11 protein-coding genes are annotated in these 13129 nt (G+C 57.1%); 4 read left to right on the forward strand and 7 right to left on the reverse strand.

The window, feature by feature from the left end:
- Window positions 1-97 precede the first annotated feature (97 nt).
- Window positions 98-1078, forward strand: coding sequence for a tRNA (adenosine(37)-N6)-dimethylallyltransferase MiaA (gene miaA, locus H6F57_RS10150; RefSeq protein ID WP_190630260.1), 981 nt, complete (start codon window positions 98-100; stop codon window positions 1076-1078).
- 130 nt (window positions 1079-1208) lie between these two features.
- Here miaA and H6F57_RS10155 read toward each other — a convergent pair whose 3' ends face one another.
- From H6F57_RS10155 to H6F57_RS10180, 6 genes are all read right to left on the reverse strand, one after another.
- The gene (locus tag H6F57_RS10155; protein ID WP_190630257.1) at window positions 1209-2078 is read right to left on the reverse strand and encodes a BMC domain-containing protein; all 870 of its coding nucleotides are present in this window, start codon (window positions 2076-2078) and stop codon (window positions 1209-1211) included.
- Window positions 2079-2114: 36 nt separating this feature from the next.
- Window positions 2115-2783, reverse strand: a complete 669-nt coding sequence (locus tag H6F57_RS10160; RefSeq protein ID WP_190794999.1) for a hypothetical protein — start codon at window positions 2781-2783, stop codon at window positions 2115-2117.
- Window positions 2784-2807: 24 nt separating this feature from the next.
- Complete coding sequence (locus H6F57_RS10165; protein WP_199289918.1) at window positions 2808-4787, reverse strand: ribulose bisphosphate carboxylase small subunit; 1980 nt, start codon at window positions 4785-4787, stop codon at window positions 2808-2810.
- A gap of 127 nt (window positions 4788-4914) precedes the next feature.
- Complete coding sequence (locus H6F57_RS10170) at window positions 4915-5217, reverse strand: EutN/CcmL family microcompartment protein (protein ID WP_190630253.1); 303 nt, start codon at window positions 5215-5217, stop codon at window positions 4915-4917.
- Between the two features lie 6 nt (window positions 5218-5223).
- Window positions 5224-5562, reverse strand: coding sequence for a carbon dioxide-concentrating mechanism protein CcmK (locus tag H6F57_RS10175; RefSeq protein ID WP_006454499.1), 339 nt, complete (start codon window positions 5560-5562; stop codon window positions 5224-5226).
- 139 nt (window positions 5563-5701) lie between these two features.
- Window positions 5702-6010, reverse strand: a complete 309-nt coding sequence (locus tag H6F57_RS10180; protein ID WP_073608506.1) for a carbon dioxide-concentrating mechanism protein CcmK — start codon at window positions 6008-6010, stop codon at window positions 5702-5704.
- Window positions 6011-6874: 864 nt separating this feature from the next.
- On the opposite strand from H6F57_RS10180, the gene H6F57_RS10185 reads away from it, so the two are divergent.
- From H6F57_RS10185 to H6F57_RS10195, 3 genes are read left to right on the forward strand one after another with little or no spacing between them, the layout of a single operon-like run.
- The gene (locus tag H6F57_RS10185; RefSeq protein WP_190630251.1) at window positions 6875-8710 is read left to right on the forward strand and encodes an NAD(P)H-quinone oxidoreductase subunit F; all 1836 of its coding nucleotides are present in this window, start codon (window positions 6875-6877) and stop codon (window positions 8708-8710) included.
- Between the two features lie 9 nt (window positions 8711-8719).
- Window positions 8720-10345: an NADH-quinone oxidoreductase subunit M gene (locus tag H6F57_RS10190; protein ID WP_190630249.1), complete on the forward strand. Its 1626-nt coding sequence runs from the start codon at window positions 8720-8722 to the stop codon at window positions 10343-10345.
- Window positions 10342-11478 (forward strand): CO2 hydration protein, encoded by a 1137-nt coding sequence (locus tag H6F57_RS10195; RefSeq protein WP_190630247.1) that lies wholly within the window; start codon window positions 10342-10344, stop codon window positions 11476-11478. Before H6F57_RS10190 ends, H6F57_RS10195 begins: the two co-directional genes overlap by 4 nt.
- A 78-nt stretch (window positions 11479-11556) precedes the next feature.
- On the opposite strand, the gene H6F57_RS10200 is transcribed toward H6F57_RS10195, so the two are convergent.
- Window positions 11557-12978, reverse strand: coding sequence for an MFS transporter (locus H6F57_RS10200; protein ID WP_190630245.1), 1422 nt, complete (start codon window positions 12976-12978; stop codon window positions 11557-11559).
- Window positions 12979-13129: the final 151 nt, after the last annotated feature.

The raw sequence follows: 13129 nt of genomic DNA on the forward strand, positions 1-13129 counted from the left end.
CCACCTGAATGCTCGCTAGACCAAAACACCTAGAAATTATAGCACAAAGCAGCCACAGCGGTCTCTAAGGCAACATCAGCTCAAGAATGAACTAGGGATGCAATCACCAAAATTTTCCCGGCTAGAATCATCGCTCCAGGAAACGGCGGGCTATAGTTCAAGCGTACCATTTCTGTGGGTGATTGGCGGTGCTACGGCCACGGGCAAGTCGTCTCTGGCGATCGCCTTGGCCCAGCGCCTCCAGGGGTGCATTCTCAGCGCCGACTCCCGACAAATATATCGAGAGTTTGATATTGGGACGGCAAAACCTTCGACCTTTGATCGGCAGCAGATTCCCCACTATCTAATAGACATCTGCGACCCCACTGAAACCCTCACCCTGGCTCAGTACCAGCGTCAGGCCCAGGATCTAATTCATACCTTTCACCAGGCAGATGCTGTCCCCATGCTGGTGGGCGGCACCGGGCTCTATATAGATGCGGTGGTGAAAGGTTTACGCATCCCGCCCGTGGCTCCTCAGCCCGCCCTGCGCCAGCAGTTAGAGGTCCTGGGGCAGTTCCACTGCTACGCTCTGCTTAAAAGCCTGGATGCGGCGGCGGCCCAACGCATTCACCCCAACGATCCGGTGCGTACGGTGCGCGCCCTGGAGGTGTTCTACGTGACTGGCCAGCCCATGTCCCTTCTCCAGGGAGAAGCACCTCCGGCGTATCCGGTGCTCTACCTGGCCCTCGACTGTGATGCCCTCGCTTTAGAACGCCGCATTGCTCAACGCACCCAGGCGATGATTGAGGCGGGATTTGTGGATGAGGTTACCCATCTGCTGAAAAAGTATGGTCCGAAGCTGCCCCTGCTGCAAACCCTGGGCTACGCTGAAATGCTGCGCTATGTGCAGGGGGATGTCTCTCTGGCAGTGGCCCAAGCCGACATCGTGCAGCACACTCGCCAGTTCGCTAAACGCCAGCGCACCTGGTTTCGTAACCGCGCAACAGCGCAGTGGTTTGATGCCGATGCCAAAGATCTGGTAGAGCAAGTTTGGGATTGGTTCAAAGAGCGTAGAGATATAGCAAACGTCCATTGAATTAGGACAGGTTCGACTTAGGGACATTGCACTGCAATGCCCCTACCAGAGGATTTCGTCGAAGCCAGCTAACTGCCACCGCTTAACATAAGCATCGGCTTTCCTCAGATCTCTGCTTTGCCGTCGTTCTTTAAAGCTCTTCGTCGGCTAGCTCTTGCTCGTCTACGGTCAGCTCTAGGGCAATTGGAGCCGCCTCTTCCGCCGCCGCTTCGATCAGCACAGGCTCGGCTTCGGTCTCTTCTTGTTTGACTTCCAGGTTGAGGGGAATACGCAGGGGTTCGGGTTGCTCCTGCTCCATTTCCATAACGGGCAACGATTCAACCAGATCATCGAGGGGGCGGGGGATGACCATGACGGCGTGGAGTTCACCGATGCGCTCAGCTTCGTGCATGCCGGCTTCGATCGCGATCGCCACGTTGGGCAGCGACCCTCGAATCAGAATGGTACAGAGACCTTCGCCAATTGTCTCGTGGGACATCAGCTGCACATCGGCAGACTTAGTCATAGCATCAGCGGCCCCTACCATAGCGGGGAAACCGCGTGTCTCTAACAGTCCAATGGCTTGGCTGCCCTGCTTACCACCGCCTTCGCGCCGCAGCTCGTCCCAGCGGGCGCAGATAGGCAGCACCGCTTCCAGGTTGGGTAACGGGCGCGGAATTAGTGTTGACGAGACAAACTGACCAAAATCTTCGGCAGTTTTAACCCCAGCTTCCACCGCCATCCGCACGTCGGAAATGCCCCCCCGCACGATCGCAGTGCAGTGCCCTCCACCGGTCTTTTCGTAGCCCACCAGCAGCACATCGGCGGCTTTCAGCATGGCGTCGGCCGTACCAACCACCGCCGGAAAGCTCTCCGTCGACACCATACCCAAGGCCGCGCCGCGATACTTGTCACGCTGCTGAGCTTCTTTTTGACCTGGCGCAGGGGTAGCCAGGGTCAACCGCTTGGGCGCACCGGACTTGAGGTCAAGGGGCGAGGCTAGTTTGCCGTCGGGTTGCATAGGGTGCCTCTACACTGGGGTGTCTGCCTCTCCATTCTAGGGCCTGTCCTCTGAGCTAGCGCCATTGAGCAACTGACGCTGGGGAAATAGCGTTGCCAGTAGGCGATTTACCTGGGTTTTGCCATAGACGGAGGATCCATTTTGCCCAGCAATGTTGTGTCCAACACCATTTTGAGTATTGCCGTTCTGGGCAATACCGTTGGGGATGCTGCCATTCTGAGCGGCTCCAACAGCGGCCTTACCCGATTCGTTGACGGGATTTCCCGTAGCCCCTAGGGTGCTGGTAGTCCCATAGATGTAGTTACTGGTACTAGGAGTAAACCCATTAGATGAAGACTCCTGGGCAGAAGATGTCTGCGTTGGATCACCCAGCAAAGACCCCGGTGCGATCGCCTGGGATGCCCCCAACTTGGGGTTAATAATGGTGCTATTGGCTCCAATGCAGGTGTGCTGACCAATGGAGCCGTGGCCCACCACCAGCACACCGCTACCCAAGCTCGCCCCTAGCTCAATCACCAGGTCGCCGTGGCGGGCCTGCACCACCACATCGGCTCCTAAACAGACACCCGCAGAGATAACTAGACGGCAACCGGGAGCCGCCCCCAGCAGTACCCCAGGTGCGATCGCCACTCCAGGCGCTAAATCCACATCTCCCTGGATGTAGCCATTGGTAGGCTGACTGATCGCCTGGGCGGGTACTGCCACGGTCAAAGGTTGGGTGATAGGTCTCTAGGGTCGCTGAATAGTGGCTTCATGCACTCGTTTTTTCACCTTTGGATCGATGCCCACCAGTCGCACATAATGACCAGGGTGATTTCGTAATTGAGACTCTAAGGCGTTGAGTAGATCCGAGGCCCGGCTTCCCTCCAGCATGCCTGCGTTTTGCCAAGCGCCGCTGCGGTAGCGGCGCACATCGGCATGCTCAAGGCTAAGGCGATAGCCCTGGTTAAAGAGCTGCTGCACCTGCTGCACGACTTCCTGGGGCAAGCCTCCCATGGGGGCTGCACCATTACTGGTCGGGGCGCTGGAGGACGAATAGGGCGCTGGGACAGCTGGTACCGACTTCGAGCCGGGGCGCTGCACCGTGACTGCGGCCACGCGCCGCTTAGCTCTGGGGTCAATGCCAAAGACCCGCACGTACTCATTGGGGTGCTCGGCTATACAGGCATTGATCGCGCCTAGGACATCGCCCTCACGGTTGCTGGTGATGGTTTTACAAGACTGCCAAACATTGCTTTTGTAGTGGCGAGCATCGGCGTGCTCAGCCCCTACATGGTACCCCTGGCTGAGCCACTGGCGGACCTGCTGAGCTACGTCACCGCTGGCCTGAGACGAACCGCCGCTAGGGCTAGGGGCCGAGGCATAGGAGTGGCTGGGGGAACCGCCCGATCGCGAACTCACCGCCGCAGATTTGCCGTCGGGGCGCTGAATGGTGATGGGAGCAACGCGGCACTTCGCCTTGGGGTCGATGCCAAACAGGCGCACATATTCGCCCGAGTGCTCAGCCAGGCAGCGCTCGAGGGCACCAAAGACCTCACCCTCACGAGACGACTGAATGGGGGAGCAGGTTTGCCACACGTTGCTGCTGTAGCGGCGAGAGTCGGCATGCTCGGTGCCAATCCGGTAGCCCTGGCTCAGGTACTGACGTACCTGCTGCACCACCTCTGGCGACAGGGGGCCGCTGGCCACAGCCGGGGCCGGACGATGGCCACCATTGTTAGAAGGGGTGGAATAACTGTTAGAAGGGGTGGAATAACTAGAATGAGAAGACATTGAGCCGCTGTTGACAACAGCCTTGCCGTCGGCTCGCTGAATAGTGATGGGGGCGACCCGCTGCTTAGCCCTCGGGTCGATACCGAACATGCGCACGTACTCACCCGAGTGCTGAGACAGGCAGTTTTCGATGGCGACCAGCACCTCAGGTTCGCGCTGGGACTGAACTGGGCTGCAGGTCTGCCACACGCCACTGCGATAGCGGCGAGAGTCGGCGTGCTCGGTGCCAATGGTGAAGCCCTGGGCCAGGTACTGACGGACCCGTTGGACAACGTCGGGGGGTAGCAGTTGAGAAGTCATAGTGCCTAATCCATCGCGTTCGTTTGAGTGTGCTGTGGTATCGAAAGACGCTGCCCTAGCTGACCCACCTATGGGGGGCGCATGGCCGGGCGTTCCTGCAAGTTCCCTGATCAGGGCAATATCGGTGGGGCCAACGTCGCGGAGGGCATCGGCCTGATGCTGTTGAGTAATCACTGACCCAGAGGGAATCAGCTTGCCGGGCGGCACGTCCACGTCTTGTACTAGGGCGTGCATCATCACGACACACCCGGCTCCGAGTCGAGCGTTAAATAGGGTTGAGCGAAAGCCAATAAAGCAGTCAGCACCAACATAGACTGGGCTTTGCACCAGCACTTTATGGGTGAGGATGGCGCGATCGCCCACCCAGACTGCATAGGAGCTGCGATCGTCTCCCAGCACCTGCCCTTGGGCGCGACCATATATCGTAGCTCCCTCCTGCAGAGTGCTAGCAGCCCCGAGTCGCACGGTCGCACCAGGGTCGGCTTGAACCGCCGATCCAGCAGCCAAAATTGCCCCAGGTTCAACGAGAACCTGGCCCTGCACCTGGGCCAACCCATGCACCCGAGCCGTCGGCCCAGATGACTGCTGCGAACCCCATGCCTGAGTCGGAGATGCCGCTGGTGTGCGGATCGCCATTGCCGTACATCCTCCCAAAAAACCCCAACTAACTAGCTACTTAACCACATAGATAAGCTAATTATGGGGAGAGTGTAGTCTTTGCCTGTGCTAGCTGAACTGGAGCGCCCAGTGTAAAAAAAACCAGCTAGCTAAAATCATCCCGTTTGTTGTAGAGATTGCCGCTGTCGAGACTTACGGTATCGACGATAGCAACCACTGCCGCATCCACAGGACGATTCTCGTAGCCGTGCTGCTGGCGAGCCCCGCTGCCCTGGGTAATCAACACCCATTCGCCGGGGCCAGCCCCTACCACATCAACGGCTACTGTATAGTCAGGCAGCAAGTCGCCAGTTTCGCTAATGAGCTGCACCAATAAAAACTTAGTGCCGCTCAAGCTAGGATCCTTGCAGGTGCTAACTACCGTGCCACGAACCTTAGCCAAGAGCATAGTGACTTATCTGCCGTAGGGGCGGATGCCGCTGACGCTTTCTCTAAACTGCTCTACCGCTTCGGTGTAGCGAATGGGCAGCACAAACTCTAGGTTTTCGTGGGGACGAGCGATGATGTGGGTAGACAGCACCTGGCCGCCATTGACCCGCTTCACATTTTCAACACCAGCTGCCACCGAGGCCTGAACCTCAGACACGTCGCCCCGTACAATCACGGTGACGCGGCCGCTGCCGATTTTCTCATAGCCCACCAGGGTAACCCGGGCCGCTTTTACCATCGCGTCGGCAGCCTCCACCACAGCGGGGAAGCCCAACGTCTCGACCATACCAACTGCAATTGCCATGCTTTTATATGCCTTTTTTCCAGAGAATACAGGAGCTCAAACGAATGCTGAATTAGCCTCACCCTAAGCCAGGCCCACCAGCCCATCAGACCCTTAAACCTTAGACCGAATAGGTCTCAAAAAACCGCACGTTTAAGACTTAGCTGCGAAACTGCTCTACCGCCTCGGTGTAGCGAATGGGCAGAACAAATTCCAGGTTTTCGTGGGGACGAGCAATGATGTGGGTCGATAGAACTTCGCCGCCATTGACTCGCTTCACATTTTCAACACCAGCTGCCACCGAGGCCTGCACCTCAGACACGTCGCCCCGAACAATCACGGTGACACGGCCGCTACCGATTTTTTCGTAGCCCACCAGGGTAACCCGGGCCGCCTTTACCATCGCGTCAGCGGCTTCTACCACAGCCGGAAAACCCAGCGTCTCAATCATTCCCACAGCAATCGGCATAGTCGAAATCTCCTTATAAACTTAGACAACCCTGGGTTTACCTAACGCACTTTGTCTGCTGTTGAGGCGCAAAAAAACATCCCAAAAGATGACAAATCGGAAATCACCGTTGGGGAAGCAAAAACTTCAGATTGCCCAAAAATTCTTGATGACAGATTAAGCATAGGTGTCCGTAGTCACTTTTGCAATATAAGTCCCAATGATTGTTGCTAATGTTGAATATTATTAAAGCTGATGACGCAAAGGTTTTTTCTCGTAATCAATCCACAGGTTAGCAGCAGTGCTTGCTCACCTACGGCTTAGGCTTAAGACTCGGCTGAATCGCTGGCCGGTGGAAAGCGTAGGTCGTTTTAGTGCCCGTCTAGGCTGGGGCCAAACCACCTAAAATCCCTAAGTCCATTAATTCTCAGTACAAATACTCTAAGTTGGGTTGTGATTTCTAAGTTGATCGCATCCAAGTCTTTGAAGTCTTACTAGGTTAACCCTCTAAACTCGCGGCTCTTCGGCCGACCCTATCAGGTAATCAGGTAGAATAGCAAAACGCTTTGAAACAGAGGCAAAGGGGCCTAAAACTTTGCCCTGCCAGCTTGGGGAGGGCCGTGCTCAACCCGGTGGATTCTCTGGGGGGTAGGGGCTGATGGGTTGACTATCGGCTTTAGGTCTGACACCGCAGGCGGCGATTTGATTTAGCTCAGCTGTCAGCAAGCTGCTGCGGTCATAGGCAACTAGCTGGCGGCACGTGAGGTGCGATCGCCTCGCCAACTCGTTGAGCCAAGGCCGCTGAATTTAGGCAGTCGTGGCTTTTATCTGCTGAACCATCGCCTTTGGAGATAAGCATTTAAGGTGTTGTCAGAGAACGTTGGGATGACCCATTTTTTTGTCGAAACCAGCTGGCTGCTGCCAATGTATGGCCTCATTGGGGCCCTGCTGTCGCTGCCTTGGTCTACAGGGTTGATTCGCCGCACCGGCCCTCGACCATCGGCCTACCTCAACATTGTGATGACCCTGGTGTCCTTTGTGCACGGGCTCATGGCCTTTCGCGGCATCTGGAATCAGGGCCCTCAGGAACTGCTGTTTTCCTGGTTTGACTTTGCCGATTTGCACCTCACCCTGGCCCTCGACATTTCGGTGCTCAACCTGGGTGCTCTAGAGCTGATTACAGGGCTCAGTCTGCTGGCTCAGGTCTTTGCCCTGGGCTACTTAGAAAAAGACTGGGCCCTAGCTCGCTTTTATTCCCTGATGGGGGTCTTTGAATCGGCCATGAGCGGGCTGGTGTTAAGCGGGTCGCTGTTTGTCTCCTACTCGCTGCTGGAAATGCTGACCCTGTCGACCTACCTGCTGGTGGGTTTTTGGTATGCCCAGCCCCTGGTGGTGACCGCCGCTCGCGACGCCTTCTTAACCAAGCGCATTGGTGACGTGCTGCTGCTGATGGGAATGGTTTCCCTGGGTTGTTTAGCGGGCAGCCTCGACTTCAACGATCTGTACGAGTGGGTCAAGGTAGAGAATCTATCCCCTGCTATGGCCACTCTTCTAGGGTTGGCGCTGATCGCTGGGCCGATTGGTAAATGCGCGCAGTTTCCGCTCCACCTGTGGCTCGATGAAGCTATGGAAGGGCCAAACCCCGCCTCGATTTTGCGAAATTCGGTGGTGGTGACCTGCGGGGCCTACATCCTGATTCGCCTACAGCCAATTGTCGTGCTGTCGCCAGTAGCCCTAGGCACGCTGGTGGCGCTAGGTACAGTGACGGCCTTGGGTGGGTCTCTGGTTGCCCTGGCTCAAGTCGATCTAAAGCGCACCTTTTCTTACTCCACCAGTGCCTACCTAGGTCTGGTATTTATTGCCGTTGGTACGGCCTGGCCGGGGGTGGCGCTGATTCTGCTGCTGACCCACGCTGTAGCCAAGGCCCTGCTCTTTATGGCGGTGGGGTCAATTATTATGACCACCAACTGCCAAAATATGACCGAGCTGGGCGGTCTGGGGCGGAAAATGCCAGCAACTAGCCTGGCGTTTGTAACTGGCGCTCTAGGGATGGTTGGCGTGGTACCCCTGGGCTGCTTCTGGGGGTTGCGGATGGGTGCCGACTTTCTCAGCCGCGACTATCCGCTGCTGACGCTGGTCTTTCTGCTGGTCAACGGGCTCACGGCATTGAATCTGACGCGGGTGTTTCGTCTAGTGTTTTTGGGGACACCTCAGCCTAAAACCCGTCGCGCTCCCGAGGTGCCGTGGCAGATGGCGGTACCGATGGTTACCCTGTCGGTGATTACGCTGGTGCTGCCGCTGATTATGGGCAGGCTGCTGGTGCTGCCCCCTTGGCAATATATCAACTGGCCGATCGCAGGGCTGACGCTGGCGTCGGGCTGGGCAGGAGTTGCAGTGGGGGCGACGGTGCCGTTGTCGAAATCGCTGGCGCGATCGCTCAACCGCCCCCTGCGCATTGCCCAAGACCTGCTGGCCTACGACTTCTACACCGAACGCCTCTACGACAAAACCGTAGTAGCGGCAGTGTCTACCCTAGCCCGGTTTAGCAGCTGGTTTGACCAATACGTGGTGGATGGCCTGGTAAACGGGGTAGGTCTGGCCTCGCTGTTTGGCGGTGAGGGGCTTAAATATAGTGCCTCGGGCCAGTCGCAGCTCTACCTGTTAACCATCTTTGCCGGGGTGGGGCTGATTGGAATTTTCATGACCTGGACGCTTTGGTAACGGTTGGCAATGCTGAGTGCACTGATTTTAATTCCGCTGGTGGCGGCCCTGGTGTTGATCCTGTGGCCCGGCAAGCTAGAGGCGCAAACGGCTAAAGTCGTGAGCAGCATTGGGTTGGTCCTGACCCTAGCGCTGCTTGGTTTTTTGGCCACTCGCTTTGAGCTAGCGACACCGGGGTTGCAGTTTGAAGAACTGCTGCCCTGGGTCGAGCCCCTGGGGCTGAGCTATCGCCTCGGCCTCGACGGGCTGTCGCTGCCGCTGCTGGCGGTGAATAGCCTGCTGAGCCTGGTGGCGATCTACATCAGCGAACCCACCCTGCACCGCACTCGGCTCTACTACGTGCTGCTGCTGGTAATCAACAGCGCCGTGGCCGGAGCGTTTTTGGCGGCTAACCTGCTGCTGTTTTTTATCTTTTACGAGTTAGAGCTAATTCCGCTGTATCTGCTGATTGCCATCTGGGGCGGCTCGCGGCGGGGCTACGCTGCCACTAAATTTTTGATCTACACCGCCCTGTCGGGAGTGCTGATCTTGGGAGCCTTTTTGGGCCTGGTGTGGCTGTCGGGTAACACCAGCTTTGACTACGACAGTAGTCTGGCCACGGCCCTACCTCTGGCTCAGCAAATTTCTCTGCTGGTGGCGCTGCTGATCGGATTTGGCATCAAGGTGCCGCTGTTTCCGTTTCACACCTGGCTGCCCGATGCCCACGTCGAGGCGTCAACGCCGGTGTCGGTGCTGCTGGCTGGAGTGCTGCTGAAGCTGGGCACCTACGGCGTAGTGCGTTTTGGTCTGGGCCTGTTGCCCGACGCCTGGATGGCGTTAGCTCCTTGGATGGCAACCTGGGCTGTGATCAGTGTGCTCTACGGGTCACTAGCGGCGATCGCCCAGACAGACATGAAAAAAATGGTGGCCTACAGCTCCATTGGCCACATGGGCTATGTGCTGCTGGCGGCAGCGGCCTCCACCCCAGTGAGCATTGTGGCAACTGTGTTTCAGATGATTAGCCACGGGCTGATTTCGGCGCTGCTGTTTTTGCTGGTCGGGGTGGTGTATAAAGCCACAGGTACCCGCGACATGACGGTGCTGCGCGGCTTGCTCAACCCCGAGCGGGGACTGCCCTTTGTGGGGTCGATGATGATCCTGGGGGTGATGGCCAGCGCTGGCATTCCCGGTATGGTGGGGTTTATTTCTGAGTTTCTGGTGTTTCGAGGCAGCTTTTTGATCTTCCCGGTGCAGACGCTGCTTTGCATGGTGGGCTCGGGCCTGACGGCGGTGTACTTTTTGCTGCTGGTGAACCGGGTTTTCTTTGGCCGACTGGCGATCGCTCCCCCCACTGTTGCGCCTCAGCTCGATATTGAGCTGCCATCGGTGTCTTGGCGCGATCGTGCCCCCGCCCTGGGTCTGGCTGTGCTGATTATCGCCTTTGGGCTTCAGCCCAACTGGTTAGCCCGCTGGAGCGAGCACACCACCCTGGTACTGCACCAGCCCTACCAAGGGTTTGTGCAGGCTAGAACTCGGTTCGCTCCCACGGCCCTGCCCGCCGTAGCCGACACCCGGTTGGTTGGCCCGACCCTTGCCCGGCCAATTCCCGCTTCTCCTGTCTTTGCCGACCCCAGTGCTGAGATCTCCCTGCCATGACCAAAACCCTACCCCTGGCCAAATCCAACCTCCACCCCCTAGAGCCCTTTATTCAAAAGCTACTGGGGGCTGAGGCGTTGCTGCCCGACTCCGAGAGCAACGTGATCGAAGTGGTGGGCATTCTCAAGAGCTATGGGGTGGTGCTCGATGCCTACTCCAAGAATTTGATTTACATCGCCGATCATCAGTTTTTGGTGCTGTTTCCGTTCTTCAAGTATTTCAACGGCAAGGTAACTCTGCCCCAGCTGCTGCGCCACTGGTGGCACGATCGCATCAACTTTGAGTACGCCGAATACTGCATGAAAACCATGCTCTGGCACGGCGGCGGCAAGCTCGATGAATACCTCGACAGCGACGACTTTTTGCAGCACTGTCAGGCTGCCGTTGCCGCCAAGATCAAAGCCAACCCACCCATTCGGGCTCTGAACGGTCTATTCCCCGACTTTCTGCCTGAGCAAGTACGTCAGCTGGCATACTACAGCGCCCTGGGCCAGTTCTGGCGGGTGATGAGCGACCTATTTATCGACCTATCCGACACCTACGATGCGGGCAAGGTGCAGACTATTCCCCAAGTGGTGGCCTTTGTCAAAGCGGGGTTGGTGGCGGCGGCAGCGAACCCCATTACCTATGCCGTCGAGATCAACGGAACCAGCTATGAACTGCTGCCCAAGTCTGCTGGGCTGACATTTTTGATGGATGTGGCAGTTCCCTACGTGGAGGCGGTGTTCTTTCGCGGCACGCCGTTTTTGGGAACAGTTTCCTACAATGCTCAAGCTAACCAAATCTCCGCCGACCAGGGTCGCTTTGAGTATGGTGCTCTCTATGCTGACCCCCTACCCATTGGCGGGGCGGGCATTCCCCCCACCCTACTAATGCAGGATATGCGCCACTATTTGCCCGACTATCTGACGGCGTTCTACCAATCTAGTGGTCGTGGCCTCGACGATGTGCGCGTCAAGATTTGCCAGAGCTTCCAAAAGTCAATGTTTTGCGTCACCAGCGCCTCGCTGCAAGGGCTGCTGCCCCACCCCACCGATACCCAAGACCCCCGCGAGCGAGCTGCTAACCACACCTTCCTAGCCGGATGGATGGATCGTTTAGCCACCTCCCGGCTTGATGTTGTGCAGCTGTAAAAAATGCTAATCAAGTCTGTAGTAATAGCCACAACCTGCAATCTGAGTCACTAGCTTAGTAGCGTTGGCTTAAGCAGTTTAAACACTTGAGTCGTCCTTATGCGGCTCCTGGTTGCGATCGCGCTCAGCCAATTGCAGCAACATTTCTTCGTGCATCTGACGAGTGATAGGGTAAAAGCGGGTCAACAGCATTGACATCGCTAGCAGCACCATAGGGACTGGGCCAATAAAAATGCGAATTGCCAGCAGAGCCGAGTCAGACTGCTGAGCCGCCTCGCTAACAAACCCTGAAAATTGAAGGGCCAAGCTTACCAAAAACAGCCCTAGGGCCAGACCCACCTTTTGCAGCAGCGTCATAAAGGCGTAGAAAATGCCCTCTCGCCGCTGGCCGGTTTTGATCTCATCTAGCTCAATCACATCGGGCAGCATAGCCCAGGGTACTACATAGGCGGTAGCTACCCCAAAGCTAATCACAATGCACAGCAGATAGAGTGCTGCCACCTGCCCCGGCTGCACAAAGAACAGCGCAATCTGGGCAATAATCCAGGTGCCAATGCCGATGTAAAACACCTCCTGCTTGCCTAGGCGACGACTGAGGTAGTTGACCACCACCATCATCAAAATGGCGGTGCCCTGCACCAGCAGTGCCACTAAAAAGTAAGAGTCAAGCCCCATCCAAAAGGTGGCGTAAAAAGGAATGATGCTGGCGGTCATCTGTAGGGCCAGCCAGGCAAACAGGTAGATGCCAACCACAAACACAAAGGCCCGATTGGAAAAGACCACCTTGATCTGCTGGAAAAAGGGCAGCGCCGCTTCTTCAGTGTCGGCGGGCTGGAGGGCGTTGCGCTGCACTGCATAGGGATAGGTGCCCCAAACGCACCACAGCAGCGGCAGCACCGACAGCACCGCGCAGATTCCCCCCAGCATTAAGTACTGCTGGCGTTGATCCGTGATTATCTGAGTAATAACTAGGCCGAGGCCGAGAGCGGCGATCGCCCCAAACAGCGACGAGCCCAGCCGAAAAGCCGTCAGTTCAGTACGTTCGTCGTAGTCCTTAGTCAGCTCGGCGGTGAGAGTGGTGTAGGGCAGGTTCACTACTGTATAGAACACCTGAAACAGCAGCGACATCACCACGTAGTACCAAAACCGAGCGGTGTCGCTCTCCCACCCCGGCACCACCCAGGTGAGAAAGAAGGTTACCCCAAACGGAATTGCCCCCAGCACGATCCAAGGGTAGCGGCGGCCCCAACGGGTGCGAGTTTTATCGCTCAGGTAGCCGATAAACGGGTCGTTGACCGCATCCCAAATGCGCCCGATCGCCAGCACTGACCCCGCCGCCACCGGGCTGAGGCCCGCCGCCGTCGTCAAAAAGATCAAAAACGAAAACGACAGCAGGTTGGCGGTCATCCCTGGCCCAATGTCTCCAGCCCCAAACGCCAGCTTGCCCCACAGGGAAAACTTAGCGGGGGCAGCGGCGGGAGAAGGCAGTTTAAAAGCCATAGATTACCTGCTTAGTGAATCCACACTCGATCGATGACAAGGCAACAGCTTGGGGCAACCATTCAAAAGGCGTCCTCAGTGTATTATTTCCCCATTGCACAATGCTTTACACCGAGTCCAGCTTAGGAACTGTAGCGCTTCCCTAGGCAAA

The organism is Leptolyngbya sp. FACHB-60 (genome assembly GCF_014695775.1).
GTDB lineage: Bacteria > Cyanobacteriota > Cyanobacteriia > Phormidesmidales > Phormidesmidaceae > Nodosilinea.